18 protein-coding genes are annotated in these 18,597 nt (G+C 64.4%); 10 read left to right on the top strand and 8 right to left on the bottom strand.

The genetic code is table 11. The features are described from left to right. Window positions 1–49 precede the first annotated feature (49 nt). Window positions 50–757: a hypothetical protein gene (locus tag GV035_RS17125; protein WP_201303988.1), complete on the top strand. Its 708-nt coding sequence runs from the start codon at window positions 50–52 to the stop codon at window positions 755–757. An 80-nt stretch (window positions 758–837) separates the two neighbouring features. Here the strand turns inward: GV035_RS17125 and GV035_RS17120 are convergent, their stop codons facing one another. The 3 genes from GV035_RS17120 to GV035_RS17110 all read right to left on the bottom strand — a co-directional run bounded on the left by GV035_RS17120 (window position 838) and on the right by GV035_RS17110 (window position 3,853). Next, on the bottom strand, window positions 838–1,392 hold the full coding sequence (locus GV035_RS17120) for a DUF6572 domain-containing protein (RefSeq protein WP_159837998.1): 555 nt from the start codon (window positions 1,390–1,392) through the stop codon (window positions 838–840). A gap of 189 nt (window positions 1,393–1,581) precedes the next feature. Next, complete coding sequence (gene ydiK, locus GV035_RS17115) at window positions 1,582–2,754, bottom strand: AI-2E family transporter YdiK (protein WP_159836205.1); 1,173 nt, start codon at window positions 2,752–2,754, stop codon at window positions 1,582–1,584. Between the two features lie 148 nt (window positions 2,755–2,902). Continuing rightward, complete coding sequence (locus tag GV035_RS17110) at window positions 2,903–3,853, bottom strand: 3-hydroxybutyryl-CoA dehydrogenase (protein WP_159837996.1); 951 nt, start codon at window positions 3,851–3,853, stop codon at window positions 2,903–2,905. A 317-nt stretch (window positions 3,854–4,170) separates the two neighbouring features. Here GV035_RS17110 and GV035_RS17105 point away from each other — a divergent pair, with 317 nt between their 5' ends. Next, the gene (locus GV035_RS17105) at window positions 4,171–5,307 is read left to right on the top strand and encodes a DUF2827 domain-containing protein (protein ID WP_159836204.1); all 1,137 of its coding nucleotides are present in this window, start codon (window positions 4,171–4,173) and stop codon (window positions 5,305–5,307) included. Next, window positions 5,304–6,458 carry a DUF2827 domain-containing protein gene (locus tag GV035_RS17100; RefSeq protein ID WP_159836203.1) on the top strand — a complete coding sequence of 385 codons (1,155 nt, stop codon included), beginning with the start codon at window positions 5,304–5,306 and terminating at the stop codon, window positions 6,456–6,458. Before GV035_RS17105 ends, GV035_RS17100 begins: the two co-directional genes overlap by 4 nt. A 16-nt stretch (window positions 6,459–6,474) precedes the next feature. On the opposite strand, the gene GV035_RS17095 is transcribed toward GV035_RS17100, so the two are convergent. Continuing rightward, window positions 6,475–6,954 carry a 2,4'-dihydroxyacetophenone dioxygenase family protein gene (locus tag GV035_RS17095; RefSeq protein ID WP_159836202.1) on the bottom strand — a complete coding sequence of 160 codons (480 nt, stop codon included), beginning with the start codon at window positions 6,952–6,954 and terminating at the stop codon, window positions 6,475–6,477. 119 nt (window positions 6,955–7,073) lie between these two features. On the opposite strand from GV035_RS17095, the gene GV035_RS17090 reads away from it, so the two are divergent. The 4 genes from GV035_RS17090 to GV035_RS17075 are packed head-to-tail and all read left to right on the top strand — an operon-like array spanning window position 7,074 to window position 9,905. Further along, entirely contained in the window at window positions 7,074–8,000 is a 927-nt protein-coding gene (locus tag GV035_RS17090) for an ABC transporter ATP-binding protein (protein ID WP_159836201.1), read from the top strand. Next, entirely contained in the window at window positions 7,997–8,758 is a 762-nt protein-coding gene (locus tag GV035_RS17085) for an ABC transporter permease (RefSeq protein ID WP_159836200.1), read from the top strand. The genes GV035_RS17090 and GV035_RS17085 overlap by 4 nt, the downstream gene beginning before the upstream one ends. A 45-nt stretch (window positions 8,759–8,803) precedes the next feature. Continuing rightward, window positions 8,804–9,310, top strand: a complete 507-nt coding sequence (gene msrB / locus GV035_RS17080; RefSeq protein ID WP_159836199.1) for a peptide-methionine (R)-S-oxide reductase MsrB — start codon at window positions 8,804–8,806, stop codon at window positions 9,308–9,310. Between the two features lie 13 nt (window positions 9,311–9,323). Continuing rightward, window positions 9,324–9,905 carry a hydrolase gene (locus tag GV035_RS17075; RefSeq protein ID WP_159836198.1) on the top strand — a complete coding sequence of 194 codons (582 nt, stop codon included), beginning with the start codon at window positions 9,324–9,326 and terminating at the stop codon, window positions 9,903–9,905. A 238-nt stretch (window positions 9,906–10,143) separates the two neighbouring features. Here the strand turns inward: GV035_RS17075 and GV035_RS17070 are convergent, their stop codons facing one another. Next, window positions 10,144–11,304: a metallophosphoesterase gene (locus GV035_RS17070; protein ID WP_159836197.1), complete on the bottom strand. Its 1,161-nt coding sequence runs from the start codon at window positions 11,302–11,304 to the stop codon at window positions 10,144–10,146. A 305-nt stretch (window positions 11,305–11,609) separates the two neighbouring features. Here GV035_RS17070 and GV035_RS17065 point away from each other — a divergent pair, with 305 nt between their 5' ends. Further along, window positions 11,610–12,245 carry a hypothetical protein gene (locus GV035_RS17065; RefSeq protein WP_159836196.1) on the top strand — a complete coding sequence of 212 codons (636 nt, stop codon included), beginning with the start codon at window positions 11,610–11,612 and terminating at the stop codon, window positions 12,243–12,245. Between the two features lie 12 nt (window positions 12,246–12,257). On the opposite strand, the gene GV035_RS17060 is transcribed toward GV035_RS17065, so the two are convergent. Together GV035_RS17060 and gabT are read right to left on the bottom strand one after the other, a co-directional pair. Then, window positions 12,258–13,718, bottom strand: a complete 1,461-nt coding sequence (locus GV035_RS17060; RefSeq protein ID WP_159836195.1) for an NAD-dependent succinate-semialdehyde dehydrogenase — start codon at window positions 13,716–13,718, stop codon at window positions 12,258–12,260. Window positions 13,719–13,727: 9 nt separating this feature from the next. Beyond that, the gene (gabT, locus tag GV035_RS17055) at window positions 13,728–15,023 is read right to left on the bottom strand and encodes a 4-aminobutyrate--2-oxoglutarate transaminase (RefSeq protein WP_159836194.1); all 1,296 of its coding nucleotides are present in this window, start codon (window positions 15,021–15,023) and stop codon (window positions 13,728–13,730) included. 299 nt (window positions 15,024–15,322) lie between these two features. Here gabT and GV035_RS17050 point away from each other — a divergent pair, with 299 nt between their 5' ends. Next, entirely contained in the window at window positions 15,323–16,522 is a 1,200-nt protein-coding gene (locus GV035_RS17050) for a M20 aminoacylase family protein (RefSeq protein ID WP_159836193.1), read from the top strand. Between the two features lie 236 nt (window positions 16,523–16,758). Further along, complete coding sequence (locus GV035_RS17045; RefSeq protein ID WP_159836192.1) at window positions 16,759–16,962, top strand: hypothetical protein; 204 nt, start codon at window positions 16,759–16,761, stop codon at window positions 16,960–16,962. On the opposite strand, the gene GV035_RS17040 is transcribed toward GV035_RS17045, so the two are convergent. Then, window positions 16,946–18,487 carry a methyl-accepting chemotaxis protein gene (locus GV035_RS17040; RefSeq protein ID WP_159837994.1) on the bottom strand — a complete coding sequence of 514 codons (1,542 nt, stop codon included), beginning with the start codon at window positions 18,485–18,487 and terminating at the stop codon, window positions 16,946–16,948. The two genes, GV035_RS17045 and GV035_RS17040, sit on opposite strands and share 17 nt — an antisense overlap. Window positions 18,488–18,597 lie beyond the last annotated feature (110 nt).

Genomic DNA, 18,597 nt, shown 5'->3' with positions numbered 1-18,597 from the left:
GGTCGAAACGGCTCATTCACGTCGGAACATTTGAAGGAGGAACCCGATCATGTCGAATCGGTCGCTACGGATCGCGCTTGTCACGGCAACCCTCGCAGGCGCGCTCGCGACGCCGGCCGCGTCTTACGCACAAATCAATCTCCAGCAGTTCGGCTTCGGCAACAAGTCGGAGTCGTCGGGCCAGAGCGGCGATAGCGCGGCGCAGCCGTCCGCGCTCGGCTCGCTCGTGCAGAACTACCTCGGTGCGAATCAGCAGGTATTGAGCGGACAGTCCAGTCTCGCATCGGCGATGGGCATGTCGAGCGTCGCGAGCCAGGCGCAGTCGGCGGCGGGTATGTTGTCGAGCGCGACGAGCGGCGGCGCGCCGAGCACGAGCATGTTGTCGCAGCTCGGCGGCACGCAGCAGAGCGTGTCGCAATCGCTGATGCAGGCGTTCGCCAATAAGTCCGCGACGCCGCCCACTGCCGCGAGCAAGCAGACGTTCACGGACGGACTTGCGTCGCTCGGGCAGGGCGTCAAGCAGTACGCGGGTCTTCAGTCGGACCTGGGCGCGGTGAAGAACACGATGAATGTGTCGTCGCTGTTGCAGGCGGGATCGAATCCGGCAACTGCCCAGGCGGCGACTTACATCGCGCAATCGGCGCCGGGACAATTGCAATCGCTCGTGCAGACGTTGACGCAAGCCGTGCAGTACGCCAAGACGAACGGCATTTCGGTGCCGTCCATTGCGACGTCCGCGCTGCGCATGGGCAAGTAAGCGGCGGGTATCGCGGGCGTGAAAAAGGCGAGGCACCGGGCCTCGCCTTTTTTGTCACATGGACCCGCTCAGGTCGACGCTTACATCGAAGCGGAGCGCCGCAGCGACAGCCGCGTGAGGATGGGCAGCGTATGCGCGCGACGCTGCTGCGAAATCAGCGGCGGCAAAAAAGAAATGTCGGCGCTTTCCGCCAGATGCATGCGCGGCTCGGGGTCCAGCACTTCGAGCGCGGGCGGTTCGACCAGTTCCTCGACTTCTTTCACGACCACGGCTTGCGCCGGTTCTTCCGCTTTGATTCCCAGCGAACGGCGCACGTCGACGCCGCGCGTGCGCACGGTGAAACCGGCGTTGCGGATAAGGCTTTCGCGCGTTCTCCAGAACGCGGCGGCGGACGGAGGCATGGCGTGCATCGAAACGTATTCGATCACGATTTCATAACCTCGCACTTTCGGATAATTCAGCAGCAATTTACCCGAGCGGATATATCGGGTGTAGCGGTCGATTTTCTTCGTCAGTAATTCTTGATGCAATTGTTCGTCTTGCCAGTCGAAGTCATCGAAAAGCCCGACATACACTTGCTTGAACAGAATATTGATTCCGATGTAATCGATGGCGTCCACGTCGCGCAGAGACATGGTCATTCCCCTACGCCCTTCAGCGGGCAAGTATCAAAGACCCGCATTGTAACGGATGTGTGCCGTCGAATTCGCGCGAAACGCCGTGTGCTGTAAGGCGCAACAGCGATTTTAGTCACACTCCTAGTACACATTTGGAATTAATCCGACAGATCTGCTCGATTCTGTAAAAACTCATTTCGAGATAAATCACGGACGCGGTCGCGACGCATCCGCCAAACCCTTTTCCGGCGCGGCGCGAGCAATATCTTCGTTGGCGATTGCGTCGACTTGGGGCATGGACGGCTGCTCGTTAATCCACGCATTCAGAATGGTGGAAGTGACGGCGAGAATAACGGGCCCGATGAATAATCCGACTATTCCGAATGCGAACATGCCGCCGAGTACGCCCGACAAGATCAACAGCATCGACAGATTGACGCCCCGCTGAATCAGCAGCGGGCGCAGAAAATTGTCGAGCATCGCAATCATCAGCGACCACACCAGCAGCAAAGCCGCCGCGACGTGCGAACCGTGCCAGAAGAGCCATGCCACGCCGCCGAGCAGCGGCAGAAGCGGGCCGATCTGCGCGAGGCACAGCATGAGCATGACCGCCGTGATGACGCCCGCGGCCGGCACGCCCGCGATCCACAGACCGATTCCGCCGAGCGCCGACTGCGTGACCGCCGTCACGACGATGCCGAGCGCCACCGCGCGCACGGCCAGCCCGGCGAGCTTGACGGCTTCGGCGCCGCGCTGCGCCGCGACGCGCGTCGCGAAGCGGACGACGAAGCTGCCCGCCGCTTCGCCGCGCGTGTACAGAATGCCCGCGATGATGATGGTGATGACCATGTGCATCACGAAAACGCCGACGACTGCCGCGTGCGAGAGCATCCAGCGCGCCGCGATGGTCACGTACGGTTCGAGCTTCGCGAGCATGCCGCCGGGGCCGGCGTCGGAAAGCGATTGCCATTCGGCCGACGCGCGCTGACCGACCACCGGAACGTCGTGGACCCAGCTCGGTGGCGGCGGCAGCGCATACGTCGGCAGGCTCTTGATCGCGGACATGATCTCGCCGCCGTGCAGCGCGAGCGTGCTGATCGCCTGATAGAGCGGCAGCACGATCACGATGAGCAGTCCGAGCAGCATGACGGTGGTCGCCATCCAGCGGCGATTGCCGCAGCGGCGCTGCACGGCGAGCATGAGCGGCCACGTCGCGACGACGATGGTCGTCGCCCAGATGAGACCCGGAATAAACGGGCGCAGGATGAAAAGGCTGCCCGCCGCCAGCGCCGACAGAATGGCGATGACGAGCAAAATGCGGGCAATGTCGACCGGCTGACGCGGATTCAGGTTCGGCTGCCCGTTGGAGGAGATTGGCATGATGCGTGGTCTCGGAAGAGGTCGGTGGTCGCGGCGCGCGGGCGCGCCCGCCAAGCGATAAACCAAGGCAGGCGCGCAAGGAAGCGTCTTGCAGAAAATGACCGCGATCATACGGTATCCGATGCATGATACTGCGCTGCCCGACCGTTTAATCGTACCGGTACACCCCGCGTTTGGTCTTGCGTCCGAGATGCCCGGCCGCGACGAGTTCGCGCAGCAGCGGGCACGCGCGGTACTTCGAATCGCCGAAGTCCTTCAGGAACACATCCATGACGGAAAGACACACGTCGAGGCCAATCAGATCCGCGAGCGCGAGCGGCCCGATCGGGTGATTCGCGCCGAGCTTCATGCCCGTGTCGATTTCCTCGGCCGTCGCGACGCCTTCGTACAGCACGAAAAACGCCTCGTTGATCATCGGCACGAGCACGCGGTTGACGACGAAGCCCGGCGAATTGCGCACGCCGATTGGCGACTTGTCGAGCTTCCCGGTGAGCTCGCGCACGGCGGTCACTGTTTCGTCGCTCGTCTGCACCCCGCGAATGACTTCCACCAGTTGCAAAAGCGGCACCGGATTGAAGAAGTGCATGCCGATGAACCGCTCGGGGTGGGCGAGCGTCGCGGCGAGCGCGGTAATCGAAATGGACGACGTATTCGACGCGAGGATCGCGTCCGCTCGCGCCGCCGCCTCCATCTGCCCGAGAATGCGATGCTTGAGTTCGACGTTCTCGGTCGCTGCCTCGATGACGATGTCCGCCGCCGATAGCCGCGCGTAGTCAGTGGACGTCCCGATGCGCGCGATGGCCGCGTCGCGCGTGGCGGCGTCGAGCTTGTCCTTCGCCACGAGCCGCTCGAGGCTCGCCGTCAGCGTGGCGACGCCCTTGGCGAGCGCGGCGTCCGTGACGTCGATCAGCACGACCTTGAAGCCCGCGACCGCCGCGACCTGCGCGATGCCGTTGCCCATCGTTCCCGCCCCAACGATACCGACGGTCTGAATGTTCATGCTCCGTTCCTCCTGTTTTGTGATGCGTTGAGATTTCGTGGCGCGTGCCCACGCTGATTCTAAACAGCAGCGCCGTGCCGCGCCTTGGCGATGCGATATTTCCTAATCTTTGACCTACACTCAGTTCATCGAACGACGGCCGGCGAGCAGTTGATAGAATGCGCGGCCCTTGATTCGCCCGTCATTGCATCCGATGCCGCGTGGACATCACGCGGTTCCCGTTTCGACGCAAACGCCGCTTCGCGTTCGAACCACCGCAGCATGATTGTTTCGAGCGTCGCTTCGATTCCGTTCGTTTCGCGCTTCGGTCATTGTCCTGGATCAACTTTCGGAGGCGCGCCGCTCTTGAACGGCGCTGCGCCGTGCCCACGCCGCGTGTCCGGCAGCGTCTTTTCGGAGTATTGAAAGTGGTGTCAATGAGAATCGGCATTTCGATGGCGAGCTACGAAGGACATAGCATCTGGTCCAACGGAATGGGTCAGAACATCGTCTTTCTTGCGGAACTGTTTCAGCGGCTGCCGTTCGTTTCGTCGGTCGTCTTGATCGATGTCGGCGCGCTCGCTGCCATGCCGCAGGATGTCGACGTCGCCGGAAAGAAGCTGCGCGTGATCGACATGCGCGAGGCGACCGATGCCGTGGACGTGGTGATCGAACTGGGCGGCGCGCTCGACGTCGGCTGGCTCGACCTGATGCGCGCACGCGGGCGAAAGGTGGTGTTCTATGTGGTGGGCCAGCCGTATCTCGGACTCGTGGAGCCTGCGGTGTTCGGGAAGCCGAGCCACATGTCGCGCCCGGACCGCTGCGACGAAGTCTGGCTGCTTTCCAAGGACGCGCCATCGACGCCGATCATGCGCACGCTGCATCGCTGCGACGTGTTCGAAGTGCCGTATATCTGGCACCCGCAATTCCTGCAGGCGCGCATTGCGCATGTCGCGCAACACGGCTACCACTACGGCTATCGGACGCGAGCGGAGGCGGGCGCGCAGGGACTGCGCGTCGGATTGCTGGAGCCGAACATTTCGGTGCAGGAAACCTCGGCCATTCCGATGCTCATCTGCGAAGAAGCGTATCGCGCCGATAGCGGCAGCGTCGCGTCCATGGTCGCGCTGAACACGCTCCACATGAAGGAGCATCCGACGCTCCTGCATATGGCGAACGCGCTCGACCTCGTGCGCGACCACCGCGCGCTGTTCGAAGGGCGGCATGACGTGGTGAGCTTCATGGCGATGCACGGCGACGCGATCGTGTCGCATCAATGGGCCAACGATCAAAATTATCTCTACCTGGACGCGCTCTACGGCGGCTATCCGCTGGTCCACAACTCGCCGTGGCTTGCAGACGCCGGCTACTACTATCCGGACTTCGACGTGCAGGAGGGCGCGCGCCAACTGCTGCGCGCGCTGCGTGAGCACGACGCCGCGCTCGACGACTACCGCGCACGCGCGGCGCGCGTGATCGAAGCCGTCGATCCGTTCAATCCGGCCAATCTGGACGCTTACGCGCATCGCCTGATGCATCTATGGAACCGACCCAACCGGAGCGCCGCACGATGAGCTCCCTCCACACTGCCAGCAAGAAAGCCCCGCGCCGCCTGCGCGTGGGCGTGTCCGTGTATGTCCGCGCGGGCGGACAGTCGATGTTCGAAAGCGGCATTGCGCAGAATGCCTTGTTCCTTATTCAACTGCTGGCACGCTCGCCGCGCGTGGACGCGGTCTATATCGTCGCGAGCGGCGACGGCACGCGCGAGGACGCGAAACGCTTCATGGCCGATGCGCCCGCGCCGATCATCGAGCCGGAATCCGCGCTCGGCCGTCTCGACGTGATGATCGAACTGCACGCGCAGCTTCAGCGCGAGTGGGTGCTCAAGTTCCGCGAACGCGGCGGGAAGATCGTCTCGATGCGCGTCGGCAATGACTACGTGCTCGATATCGAGCGCATGATTTTTTCGCTGCCGCCGGCGGGACTCGTGCCGCAAGTGCCTTACGATGCCGTGTGGACGCTGCCCGAGTACGAGCGGTCGTGCAAACCGTACTTTCAGGCGCTCGGCCGCGCGCCCGTCACCATCGTGCCGCACATCTGGAGCCCCATGCTCCTCGAACAGGACGCGCGCAATCTGCCCGACGGCCTCACGTTCGGCTATCAGCCGGGCAAGCTGCGCTGGCGTGTCGGCATTTTCGAACCGAACGTCTCGATGGTGAAGACGAGCTACGTGCCGCTGCTCAGTTGCGAATGCGCGCATCGCGCGGACCCGAACGTGATCGACGCGGTGCGCGTCTACGGCACCGCCAAGCTGAAAGAGCAGCCGACGTTCGTCGAATTCGCGCGCAGTCTGGATGTAGTCAGACATAGCCTCGCGTCTTTCGAAGCGCGCTTTCCATTTGCGCAGATCGTGCCGCGCGAGGTCGATGCAGTCGTCAGTCATCACTGGGAAAATGCGCAAAACTATCTGTATTACGAGGCGCTTCACGGCGGCTACCCGCTCGTCCACAACTCGCATCTGATCGGGGCGTGCGGCTACCGCTATCACGGTTTCGACTGCGAAGACGGCGGCCGCGCGCTGCGCACGGCGTTCAAGGAGCACGACGCGAATCTCGACGCCTACCGTGCGACCGCGCAGGCGTTTCTGCGCACGCTCGATCCGCTGCACGAGTCCAACGTACGCGCTTATACAGACGCGCTCGACGCGCTTTTCATCAAGGCTTGATGCAAGCGCCCGCGCGCTAGCCGAACGCCGTCAGGTCTTTTGGCGTAAGGCCGTGCGCGCGGCAGTAGCCCGCGTATCGGTCCCAGCCGCTGCGCCAGTTTTCCGTGGCGAGCGTGCGGCCATGGTCGTCGACGAACACGAGTTCGCCGTGAATGATGTTCAGCGTGACGATGTCCGGCGCGCCCGGCTGCGGCGCGACTGCCTCGGGCGTGTGACTCGACCCGGCGGTTTCATACACGATACTGCCCGTCTCGGCGATCCAGTCGTGCTCGCGATACTTCCAGCGTCCTTGCACCGTATAGACGATGACCGTGCCCGTATGCCGGTGCCGCGGCATCTCGCCTTTGGCGGGCGCTTTCAATAGCGCGATGGTCTCGCCGCGGATCGGATCGAGCTTGAAGTACTTCACCATCACCTGTTCGCTGTAGGGCGTGAAGGGCACCCACGGCAAGTCCGCGTCGTTGAGGCACGCGGTCTGAATCTGTTCGAAAAGCATGTCGGCTCCTTGACTCTGGCCGACACATTGTAGGCACCGCATCGCGCGCCGAACATCGGCCATTCGGACTACCCCCTTCGTCCATGCCGAATCGCGCGGTATCTGCTATCGTCCACGCCATGCCGAATATCATCACTATTTCCAATCTCTCCAAGACGTATGCGTCGGGGTTTTCCGCGCTCAAGGACGTGAACCTGGAGATCCGGCGCGGCGAGATTTTCGCGCTGCTCGGGCCGAACGGAGCGGGCAAGACGACGCTCATCTCCACCGTCTGCGGCATCGTGCGGGCGAGCGAGGGGCGCATCACCGTCGCAGGTTACGATATCGTCACCGACTATCGCGCCGCCCGCGCGATGATCGGACTCGTGCCGCAGGAACTCACGACCGACGCCTTCGAAACCGTCTGGGCCACCGTGTCGTTCAGCCGTGGTTTGTTCGGGCGCGCGCCGAATCCCGCGCACATCGAGAACGTGCTGAAGTCGCTGTCGCTGTGGAGCAAGAAGGACAACAAGATCATGACGCTTTCGGGCGGCATGAAGCGGCGTGTGCTGATTGCAAAGGCGCTTGCCCACGAGCCCGACATTCTCTTTCTCGACGAGCCGACAGCCGGCGTCGATGTCGAATTGCGCCGCGATATGTGGAACCTCGTGCGCGCGCTGAAGGAGAAGGGCGTCACGATCATCCTGACGACGCATTACATCGAGGAAGCCGAGGAGATGGCCGATCGCATCGGCGTCATCAATCGCGGGGAGATCGTGCTCGTCGAAGAGAAAGCCGAACTCATGCGCAAGCTCGGGCAGAAGAATCTCACGCTGCAACTGGAGCAACCGCTCGCCGCGATTCCCGCGCCGCTCGTGCCGTACGGTCTTGCGCTGTCGGCGAGCGGCACGGAACTCACCTATACGTATGACGCGCACGACGAGCCGGGCCGCATCATCGCGCTCTTGCGCCATGTCGACGAAGCCGGCGTGCGCTTCAAGGATCTGCAAACGACGCAAAGCTCGCTGGAAGACATCTTCGTGAGCCTCGTCAGGGAAACCAAATGAATCTACACGCCGTTCGTGCAATCTACCGCTTCGAGATGGCGCGCGCCGGCCGCACGCTGATGCAAAGCATCGTCTCGCCGGTCATCTCCACATCGCTCTACTTCGTCGTGTTCGGGGCGGCCATCGGCACGCGCATTCCGCAGGTCGACGGCATCAGCTACGGCGCGTTCATCGTGCCGGGGCTCGTGATGTTGTCTTTGCTCACACAAAGCATCGCGAATGCGTCTTTCGGCATCTACTTTCCGCGCTTCACCGGCACTATCTACGAGTTGCTGTCCGCGCCGGTGTCGTATCTGGAACTCGTCATCAGCTACGTCGGCGCGGCGGCCACGAAGTCGATTCTCCTCGGCCTCATCATCCTCGCGACGGCGCGGCTGTTCGTGCCGCTGCGCATCGATCATCCGGTGTGGATGATTCTGTTCTTGCTGCTGACATCGGTCACGTTCAGCTTGCTCGGTTTCATCATCGGAATATGGGCGGACGGTTTTGAGAAGCTTCAGATCATTCCGCTCCTGATCGTGACGCCGCTGACGTTTCTCGGCGGCAGCTTCTATTCGATCAACATCCTGCCGCCGTTCTGGAAGACGGTCGCGCTGTTCAATCCGGTCGTCTATCTCATCAGCGGATTCCGCTGGAGCTTCTACGGTTTGGCGGACGTGCAAGTCGGCACAAGCCTTGCGATGACGCTCGTGTTCCTTGCGATCTTTGTCGCTATCGTCGCGTGGATTTTCAAGACCGGGTATCGGCTGAAGGCATAGCACAGAGCTGCATCGCGCGACGGGAAACAAGAGGGCGTTCATCGGATGAAAATCATCAGACGCACGAAACGAAATTTTCTCGGCGCGATGGCGGCGACGCTAGCGGGCGGCATGGCGCCGTGGCGTCAAGCAATGGCCGGAACACGGCCCGCCGCGCTTTCTGAATTCGAAGTCGAGCACGGCCGCACGCACTGGCGCCGGCGGTTGTCGGCGCAGCAGTATCGCGTGCTGCGTCGTGGCGCGACGGAGCCGCCGTTCACGAGTCCGCTCCTCGACGAGCGCCGCCAAGGGCACTTTGCCTGCGCCGGTTGCGGACTGCCGCTGTTTTCGTCGGACACGAAGTTCGACAGCGGCACCGGCTGGCCGAGCTTCTGGGTGCCGATGGACGGCGCAGTCGCGACACATGTGAACGAAGCGTCGGTGCCGTTGCCGAACGAAGTGCATTGCAGGCGCTGCGGCGGTCATCTGGGCCATGTATTCGACGATGGGCCCCATCCGACGGGCCTGCGATACTGCATAAACGGCGCGGCGCTCGTGTTCAGACAGACGTGAGACGCAAGCGGCCATGAACGCATCGGAACTGCGGCTCGATGCGCGCCACACCGCGCTCGTGCTGATCGACCTTCAAAGCGGTATTGCAGCCATGCCCGTGCAGCCGCGTAGCGCGGCGAGCGTGCTGGCGAACGCGCGCTTGCTCGCGGACCGGTTTCGCGCGATGGATGCGCTCGTCGTGCTGGTCAAAGTGGCGTTTCCCGGCGGTCCGGGCGCGCTGCGGCCGGTGACGGATGCGGGCCGCGCTCAACCATCAACCGAGCCGGCGGGCTGGAGCGAGCTTTGCCCGGAACTCGGCGCGCAGGCATCCGATCTCGTCATCGTCAAGCGGCAGTGGGGCGCGTTCTACGGCACGGAGCTCGATCTGCAATTGCGGCGGCGGGGCATCGAGACCATCGTGCTCGGCGGCATCGCGACGCACATCGGCGTCGAGTCGACCGCGCGCGACGCGTTCGAGCGCGGCTACCAGCAAATCTTCGTCGAAGACGCGATGAGCGACTTGCACGCGGAAACGCATGCAATCACGTGCCGCACCATCTTTCCGCGCATTGGAAGGATCCGGTCGACCGAGCAGGTTTTGGCGGCGCTGACGTAGCGCCAGGCTAAAAAAGTTCGTACTCCCTGACAATCGACAAAAGCCGCTGCGCGCCGCCCGGGATATTCGGAAATATCTGGTGGCCGATGATCCGGCACTTCTTTAATTTGTCGATGCTTCGTTGGCAGAGATCCCGCTCGCCAGCGAAGGGCGTCCGTTCATTCCCGTGTCCGGACGTCGCGCTTTGCCCTGAGCGCAGGACGCGCGTCATCGACGCGCGTCCACTTCCTTTGCTATTTCACGCGCCCCCGGCAACCAACCGCACGCGCGTGATCTCGGACGGCGCGCCGAGGCGTTTCGGCGGCCCCCAATATCCCGTGCCGCGACTCGTATAGACCCAGAGGCCGTTGAACTTCACCAGCCCCGCGACGAACGGCTGCTGTAGACGCACGAAGAAATTCCACGGCAGGAACTGCCCGCCGTGCGTGTGTCCGGAGAGCTGCAACGTGAAGCCCGCTTCTGCCGCCGCCGTGGCGCTGCGCGGCTGATGCGCGAGCAGCACGCGCACGATCGCATCGGCGGGCGCGCCGTCGATCGCTTTCGCCGGATCACTGCGGTGCGCCGGATCGAAGCTGCCTGCGCCGTAATCGGTGACGCCGGCAATTACGGCCTGCGCGCCGTCGTGATTCACGACCACGTGCTGATTCAGCAGCACGGTCAGCCCCAATCGCCGAAACTCCGCGATCCACTTTTCCGCGCCCGAGTAGTACTCGTGATTGCCTGTCACGAGGAATGCGCCGTGCCGCGCGCTCAAGCCGGCGAGCGGGCGCGTGTGGTCCGCGAGGTGCGGCACCGCGCCGTCCACGACGTCGCCCGTGACCGCGATCACGTCCGGCGCGAGGCCGTTGACCGCCGCGACGATGCGCTCCACGTAGGGCCGCTTGATCGTCGGGCCGACGTGAATGTCGCTGATCTGGACGATGGTGAAGCCGTCGAGCGCGACCGGCAGGTTCGGAATCGGCACGTCGACGGTCACGACCGGCGCGCGTTTGCGCGCGTTGTAGAAGCCGATGGCCGACAGCAGCACAGCGAGAACCGGCACGGCGAGCGCGCTATCCGCGACGAGTGCCGGTGAACCGACCGGCGCGGCGCGCAACCAGTCGGCGAGATGCACGCAGAGAAGCAAGACATCGCGGGCAAACGTCAGCAAAAGCAGCGATGAGAAGAAGCCGAGCGCGGTGAGGCCGAACCACGCGAGCCGGTCGGAAAGCGGCTGCGCCTCGATATTGCGCGCCATCATCCCCAGCGGAATCAGGATGAGCGATGCGACCAGCCACGCCGCGCCGAGCACCTTGAGCGGCATGCCGACGGGCGCGGCGGGAATGAGCCGCAAGCCGACGTAGACATGGAACAGCACACCGATACCGATGAACCGGATGAAGAATGCGGACCGTCGCATAGCGCCCCTGTCGGGCCGGGTCGGCGCTTTTTGCGCTGCGCTCCGCCCATGGAAGATGGTTGCTGTGGAATCGACAAGACGCGACGCAGACAGTCGGCGTCAGGCAGCCGATTCTACCGGTTCGACGAAAATCGCGCCTTGAGCGGCGCTCCTCCGCGCAGATGACGCCAGAATCCACGATCTTTCACAGTCGATTAGACGATTCTTTCGAGCCTCGGGAACGCATAGGGCGATTCGATTTTCAGCGCCGTGGCAACATGATATTGAATGCCAGGCACTGCACACATCGGCAAGGAGCCACGAACATGACATCGAAACGGCGCGCGATTTCATTTCTCACGGCGACGGCGACAGCCGCGGTCGCGATCATCGTTGCAACGCCAGGCGCGGTATCGGCGCAAGGGAACGACGAGTTGAACAAGCAAGCGCAGGAAGTCATTGCCTCGACGCAGCCGATCCACATACAGGCGACGATCACCGGCATCGATCCCGCGAGCCGCATGGTGACGGTTCACGGACCGCGCGGCGACGCGTCGCTGATCGTGAGCAAGGACGTGACGAATTTCGATCAGCTCCACGTCGGCGACAAGGTGGACGTGCTCTACAAAAATGCGCTGCTCGTGACCGCCGAAAAAGTGAACGGGAAGGGCAAGGGCGTGCGTACGCGCATCGATACGCAGTCGCTCACACCCGCGTCCGGGCCGGGCGGGACGAGTGGATTCGAATCGTCGCGCCGGGTGGAAATCCTCGCGACGGTCGAAAAGATCGACAACAAGCGCCACACCATCACGCTGCGCGGCCCGTGGCGCACCGAGACGCTGGACATCGGGCCGGCGCTGGAAGCGCAGAAGTTGAAAAAGGGCGATACGGTTCAGGCCGTGTTCGTATCGGCTGCGGCCGTCAAGGTGACGCCTGCCAGCGAAGCGAAGGCCACACAATAGCCGTAACCGCGCTCACACGGCCATGCACAGATATTTGATGACGAGGTAATCGTCAATGCCGTAATGCGACCCTTCGCGGCCGAGCCCCGACTGCTTGACGCCGCCGAAGGGCGCGACTTCGTTCGAGATGAGTCCGGTGTTGATGCCGACCATGCCGTATTCCAGCGCCTCCGCCACGCGCCACACGCGGCCAATGTCGCGGCTGTAGAAATACGCCGCGAGCCCGAACTCGGTGTCGTTCGCGAGGCGAATGACTTCTTCGTCGGACGAAAAGCGGAATAGCGGCGCCAGCGGCCCAAAGGTTTCTTCATTCGCGATTCGCATGTCCGGCGTCACGCCGGTGAGCACCGTCGGTTCGAAGAAGCCGTGACCGAGCGCGTGGCGTTTGCCGCCCGTGGCGACGCTCGCGCCCTTGGCGAGCGCGTCGTCGATATGCGATTCCACCTTTCGCACCGCCGCTTCGTTGATGAGCGGCCCCAACGCCACGCCGTTTTCGGTGCCGCGCCCGACTTTGAGCGCGCCGACCGCATCGGCCATCTTGCGGGCAAAGGCGTCGTAGACGCGTTCGTGCACATAGAAGCGGTTCGTGCACACGCACGTCTGGCCGCTATTCCGATACTTCGACGCAATCGCGCCTTCTACGGCTGCGTCCAGATCGGCGTCGTCGAACACGATGAACGGCGCGTTGCCGCCCAGTTCGAGCGTCACTTTCTTGATGGTGGGCGCGCTCTGCGCCATCAAGAGACGGCCAACCGCCGTCGATCCGGTAAAGGACAGCTTGCGCACGATCGGATTGCCTGTCATTTCGCCGCCGATCGCCTTCGGGTCGCCGGTGACGACGCTCAGCACGCCCTTCGGCACGCCCGCGCGCTCGGCCAGCACCGCGAGCGCGAGCGCCGAGCAGGGCGTCGCTTCCGCCGGCTTCACGACGATCGGACAGCCCGCCGCGAGCGCCGGTCCGACTTTGCGCGTGATCATCGCGGCCGGAAAATTCCACGGCGTGATGGCGGCGCACACGCCGATCGGCTCCTTCGTCACGACGATGCGTTTGTCGGCGGCGGGCGTGGCGAGCGTATCGCCGGCCACGCGCTTGCCTTCCTCGGCGAACCATTCGATGAACGACGCCGCATACGCGATCTCGCCGCGCGCTTCGGCGAGCGGCTTGCCTTGCTCGGTCGTGAGAATGAGCGCGAGGTCGTCGGCGTGGGCCGTCATCAGATCGAACCAGCGCCGCATGATGGCCGCGCGTTCCTTCGCGGTCTTCGCGCGCCACGCAGGCCACGCGGCGTTCGCGGCCTCGATTGCGCGGCGCGTTTCGCCCGCGCCCATGTGCGGGACGCGCCCGAGAAGCTCGCCATTGGACGGATCGCGCACGTCGAACGTCGCGCGGTCATCGGCAGATTGCCATTCGCCGTCGATATAGGCGTCGTGACGCAAAAGCGTCGGGTCTTTCAGTTGATCGCGCAGGGTCATGGTGCGTCCTCAGGCGGTCGCGACGACGGTTTCCGTGAGCACGTCTTCGAGAATGCTCAGGGCTTCGTCGAAAACGTCTTGCTGGATGGTGAGCGGAAAGAGGAATCGCACGACGTTGCCGTACACGCCGCACACGAGCAGCAACAGGCCGCGTTCGAGGGCGCGCGCCTGCACGCGCTTGGCGTAGTCGGCGTCCGCTTCGCGCGTGCCGGGCTTGCAGAACTCGACCGCCACCATGCCGCCGGGACCGCGCACGTCCGCGATCTGCGGCACGTCGCGCTTCAACGCATCCAGCTTGGCCTTCAGCGCGTCGCCGAGCGTGACGGCGCGCTCGCAGAGCCGCTCCTCGTCGATGACGTCGAGCACCGCGTGCGCCGCCGCCACCGCCAGCGGATTGCCCGCGTACGTGCCGCCGAGCCCGCCGGGCGCGGCGGCGTCCATCACGTCGGCGCGGCCCACGACGCCCGACAGCGGCATGCCGCCCGCGAGAGACTTCGCGATGGTCATGAGGTCCGGCACGACGCCGTAGTGTTCCATCGCGAACAGCTTGCCGGTGCGCGCGAAGCCGGTCTGCACTTCGTCGGCGATCAGCAGGACGCCGTGCTCGTCGCAGATCGCGCGCAGCCCGCGCACGAATTCCACTGGCGCGGGATTGAAGCCGCCTTCGCCTTGCACCGGCTCGAAAATGATGGCCGCGACGCGGCTCGCTTCGATATCCGCCTTGAACAGATGCCCGATGGCGGAGAGCGAGTCATCGACCGATACGCCGTGCAGCGGGTTCGGAAACGGCGCGTGATAGACATCCGACGGAAACGGCCCGAAGCCGATCTTGTACGGCGCGACCTTGCCGGTCAGCGCCATGCCCATCATCGTGCGGCCATGAAAGCCGCCCGTGAACGCGATCACGCCCGGCCGGCCGGTCGCCGCGCGCGCGATCTTCACGGCGTTCTCGACCGCTTCCGCGCCGGTCGTGAAAAACGCGGTCTTCTTCGCGTGCTGGCCCGGCGCGCGCGCGCTGATCTTCTCGGCGAGCGACACATAAGATTCGTACGGCACGACCTGATATGCGGTGTGCGTGAAGCAGTCGAGCTGCGCGCGAATGGCGGCGACGATCTTCGGATGCCGATGCCCCGTGTTGCACACCGCGATGCCCGCCGCGAAGTCGATGAAGCGCCGGCCTTCCACGTCCCACAACTCGGCGTTCTTCGCGCGCGCCGCGTAGAAATCGCACATCACCCCGACGCCGCGCGGCGTCGCGGCATTCTTGCGGGCTTGCAGGTCGGCGTTGTTGAGAGAGGCGTTCACAGCGAGATCTCCTTATGTCCGCGTCGGCGCGGCGATTCTGTCGGGAAGTCGGTCGCGGGCGGCGCCGCGAGGACAGAGCCGACTATAGTGAGATTTGGCCCTTCGGTTCAGAGCCATTTCATTAAGTCCCGAGGAGCCATTCGCGCGGCACGCGCCGAGCCGCCGTGAAAAAAACGCACAGCGCGTCACGCGGAACTGGCAAGCGGCGCGCGACTGGAGGAAGATGTGCGCCTTTCAGCTTTGCAGCGCGCGATCATGCCGGCGCGCGGCCAGACTCATCTCAGCAAGGGCTTTCTTCCATGACGACCGTTTCGTCCGACCACCGCTATACCGAAATCGCCGATCTCGCCGACGACGCGCGCTCGCTGCGCGAGATTCGCCACGACATCCACCGTCATCCGGAGCTGTCCTACGAAGAAACGCGCACCGCCGCGCTCGTCGCCGGGAAGCTGGAAGCGTGGGGCTGGCAGGTGACGCGCGGTGTCGGCGGCACGGGCGTCGTCGGCACGCTGAAGGCAGGCGACGGAACGAAGAGCATCGGCCTGCGCGCGGACATGGACGCGCTGCCGATCCTCGAGCAGTCCGGCAAGCCCTATGCGAGCGAAACGCCCGGCAAGATGCACGCGTGCGGTCACGACGGCCACACGACCATGCTGCTCGGCGCGGCCCGCCATCTCGCGCGCACGCGGCGCTTCAACGGCACGGTGCATCTGTACTTTCAGCCGGCGGAGGAGCACGGCGTGCCGAGCGGCGCGCAGAAGATGATCGGAGAGGGCCTTTTCGACCGTTTTCATTGCGACGCGGTGTTCGGCGTGCACAACCATCCGGGCGCGCAGCCGGGCACGTTCCTGTTCCGCAAGGGGCCGTTCATGGCGGCGGGCGATCAGGTGTCGATCGCCATCGAAGGAGTCGGCGGTCACGCGGCGCGGCCGCATCTGTCGGTCGATCCGGTGGTCGTCGCGGCGAGCATCGTGATGGCGCTGCAGACGATCGTCGCGCGCAACGTCGATCCGGCGCAGCCCGCCGTCGTGACGGTCGGCTCGATGCACGCGGGAACGGTCAACAACGTCATTCCGAACCGCGCGACGCTCGAACTGTCGGTGCGCTCGTTCAGCCCGCAAGTGCGCGAGCTGCTCAAGCGCCGCATTCAGGAACTGGTGGAATCGCAGGCGGCGAGCTACGGCGCGAAGGCGACGGTGAAGTATCTCGAAGGCTATCCGGTCGTCGTCAATTCGGACGCTCAGACCGAGTTCGCGACGCAGGTGGCGCGCGAACTGGTCGGCGAGGAGAACGTCGTGGCGCACGCGGATCTGCTGATGGGCAGCGAGGATTTCGCGTTCATGCTTCAGGAGCGGCCGGGCACGTTCCTGCGCATCGGCAACGGTGCGGGCGAGGACGGCTGCATGGTCCACAACCCGCATTACGACTTCAACGACAAGAACCTGCCGGTCGGCGCGGCGTACTGGGCGCGCCTCGTGGAGCGTTTTCTGGAAGCGTGAGCAGCCCGGCGTGTTGAAAGCTGCGCGGGCAGCTTGAAACTCTGTCGATCGCCTCGCACAGCACGTCCACCTGATGTTTCAGCGAATGCGCGACGGCGGCTTGCTCGACCAATGCCGCATTACGACTCCGACGACAAGAACCTGCTGGTCGGCGCCGCGCCTCGCAAAGCGGTAGCTGGCGCAGTCAGCGCGCGGCGCTCGCCGCCAGGCTGCTCGAAAAAAGCTACGCCGGCAACTTGAAACTGCCGATCGCCTCGCGCAGCACGTCCACCTTATCCATCAGCGAATGCGCGGCGGCGGCTTGCTCGACGATCGCTGCTTACGACTTCAACGGCAAGAACCTGCCGGTCGGCGCGGCGCCTCGCAAAGCGGTAGCTGGCGCCGTCACCGCGCGGCGCTCGCCGCCCGGCTGGTTGAAAAGAGCTACGCCGGCAGCTTGAAACTGCCGATCGCCTCGCGCAGCACGTCGACCTGATCCTTCAGCGAATGCGCGGCGGCGGCGGCCTGCTCGACGAGCGCCGCGTTCTGCTGCGTCACCTGATCCATCTCGACGACCGCGCGATTCACCTGCTCGATGCCCGCGCTCTGCTCGCGTGAGGCATCGCTGATTTCGTCGAGAATCTCGTTCACGCGCCGCACCGACTGCACGATCTCGCCCATCGTCGCGCCCGCGTTCGACACCAGCGACGCGCCTTGGCTCACCGTCTGCGTCGACGTCTCGATCAGCGCCTTGATTTCCTTCGCCGCCGTCGCCGAACGTTGCGCAAGGCTGCGCACTTCCGCCGCGACCACCGCGAAGCCGCGGCCCTGTTCGCCGGCGCGCGCCGCTTCGACCGCCGCGTTCAGGGCGAGAATGTTCGTCTGGAACGCGATGCCGTCGATCACGCCGATGATGTCGCCGATCTGCTGCGAACTCGCCGTGATGCGCGTCATCGTGTCGATCACTTCGTTCACCACGCCGCTGCCGCGCGTCGCCACGTCCGCCGCCTGTTCCGCGAGCCGCGCGGCCTGCGCGGCGCTTTGCGCGTTGTTCTTCACGTTGGCGGTCATTTCGTCCATGCTCGACGCGGTCTGCACCAGCGCCGCCGCCTGTTCCTCGGTGCGCTGCGAGAGGTCGGTGTTGCCCGCCGCGATTTCCGACGCGCCCACGTTGATGTTTTCAGTGCCGTTGCGCACGCGCGAAACGGTCTCGACGAGCCCGCGCTGCATCGTGGAAAGCGCGTGCAGGAGGCTTGTCTTGTCGTCCGGATGCACTTTCACGGCGGTCGTCAGATCGCCCTGCGCGATGCGGTGCGCCGCGCCCACCGCCCACTCCAGCTCGCCGCCGAGATTGCGCTTGATGCTGCGCAAGACCACGAGCATGGCCACGGTCGCCGCCGCGCCCAGAAGCGCCGTGACCAGAAGCCAGCGCAGCGCGCTCGCATAGAACGCGCTCTGCACGTCGTCCATGTACATGCCGGTCACTATGTACCAGTCCCACGGCGCAAACCGTTGCGAATACGAGAGCTTCGCCACCGGCTTGTCGCTGCCCGGCTTCGACCACAGATAGCTGACGAAACCGCCGCCCGGCTGGTCGCCCGCCTTGACGATATCGACGAAAAGCCGCGTGCCCGCCGGATCGGCATAGGTCGACAGGTCTTTGCCGACCATCGCTGGCTTGATCGGGTGCATGACCATGGTCGGGTGCGAATCGTTGATCGACAGATAACCGTCCGTGCCGTAGCGGATCGCGCCGACGGCGTCGAGCGCCTGTTTTTTCGCTTCTTCGTCCGTCAGCGTCTTGTTGGCGGCGAGCGCGGCGTAGTGCGAAACCAGCGCATGCGCTTCGCCGACGAGCGACTTCAGCTGCTCCTTGCGGTCGTCGACCATCGACGCGCGGTTTTGCCACGCGCCGATCACGCCGATGGCGATCAGCCCGATCCACAGCACGGCGATCAGCGAGCCGAGCTTCTTGTTCAATGTCATTCTGTTCATAGGTGCGCCCGCAATGTCTTCGTTGGATTCACGTGTCTCCACGAAGCGACGGCGCGCGCCGCCGCTTGCCTGCTTTACGGCAGGCGCTGCGGCGGTTGTAG

It is taken from the genome of Burkholderia sp. 8Y (assembly GCF_902506145.1).
GTDB lineage: Bacteria > Pseudomonadota > Gammaproteobacteria > Burkholderiales > Burkholderiaceae > Caballeronia.
This window is presented reverse-complemented; position numbering and strand designations above follow the sequence as displayed.

Excerpts from the sequence above, each read along its gene's own strand:
- GV035_RS17125 (WP_201303988.1), top strand. The coding sequence starts at position 50 with ATGTCGAATCGGTCGCTACGGATCGCGCTTGTCACGGCAACCCTCGCA.
- GV035_RS17120 (WP_159837998.1), bottom strand. The coding sequence starts at position 1,392 with ATGTCTCTGCGCGACGTGGACGCCATCGATTACATCGGAATCAATATT.
- ydiK (WP_159836205.1), bottom strand. The coding sequence starts at position 2,754 with ATGCCAATCTCCTCCAACGGGCAGCCGAACCTGAATCCGCGTCAGCCG.
- GV035_RS17105 (WP_159836204.1), top strand. The coding sequence starts at position 4,171 with ATGAGAATCGGCATTTCGATGGCGAGCTACGAAGGACATAGCATCTGG.
- GV035_RS17100 (WP_159836203.1), top strand. The coding sequence starts at position 5,304 with ATGAGCTCCCTCCACACTGCCAGCAAGAAAGCCCCGCGCCGCCTGCGC.
- GV035_RS17095 (WP_159836202.1), bottom strand. The coding sequence starts at position 6,954 with ATGCTTTTCGAACAGATTCAGACCGCGTGCCTCAACGACGCGGACTTG.
- GV035_RS17090 (WP_159836201.1), top strand. The coding sequence starts at position 7,074 with ATGCCGAATATCATCACTATTTCCAATCTCTCCAAGACGTATGCGTCG.
- GV035_RS17085 (WP_159836200.1), top strand. The coding sequence starts at position 7,997 with ATGAATCTACACGCCGTTCGTGCAATCTACCGCTTCGAGATGGCGCGC.
- msrB (WP_159836199.1), top strand. The coding sequence starts at position 8,804 with ATGAAAATCATCAGACGCACGAAACGAAATTTTCTCGGCGCGATGGCG.
- GV035_RS17075 (WP_159836198.1), top strand. The coding sequence starts at position 9,324 with ATGAACGCATCGGAACTGCGGCTCGATGCGCGCCACACCGCGCTCGTG.
- GV035_RS17070 (WP_159836197.1), bottom strand. The coding sequence starts at position 11,304 with ATGCGACGGTCCGCATTCTTCATCCGGTTCATCGGTATCGGTGTGCTG.
- GV035_RS17065 (WP_159836196.1), top strand. The coding sequence starts at position 11,610 with ATGACATCGAAACGGCGCGCGATTTCATTTCTCACGGCGACGGCGACA.
- GV035_RS17060 (WP_159836195.1), bottom strand. The coding sequence starts at position 13,718 with ATGACCCTGCGCGATCAACTGAAAGACCCGACGCTTTTGCGTCACGAC.
- GV035_RS17050 (WP_159836193.1), top strand. The coding sequence starts at position 15,323 with ATGACGACCGTTTCGTCCGACCACCGCTATACCGAAATCGCCGATCTC.
- GV035_RS17040 (WP_159837994.1), bottom strand. The coding sequence starts at position 18,487 with ATGACATTGAACAAGAAGCTCGGCTCGCTGATCGCCGTGCTGTGGATC.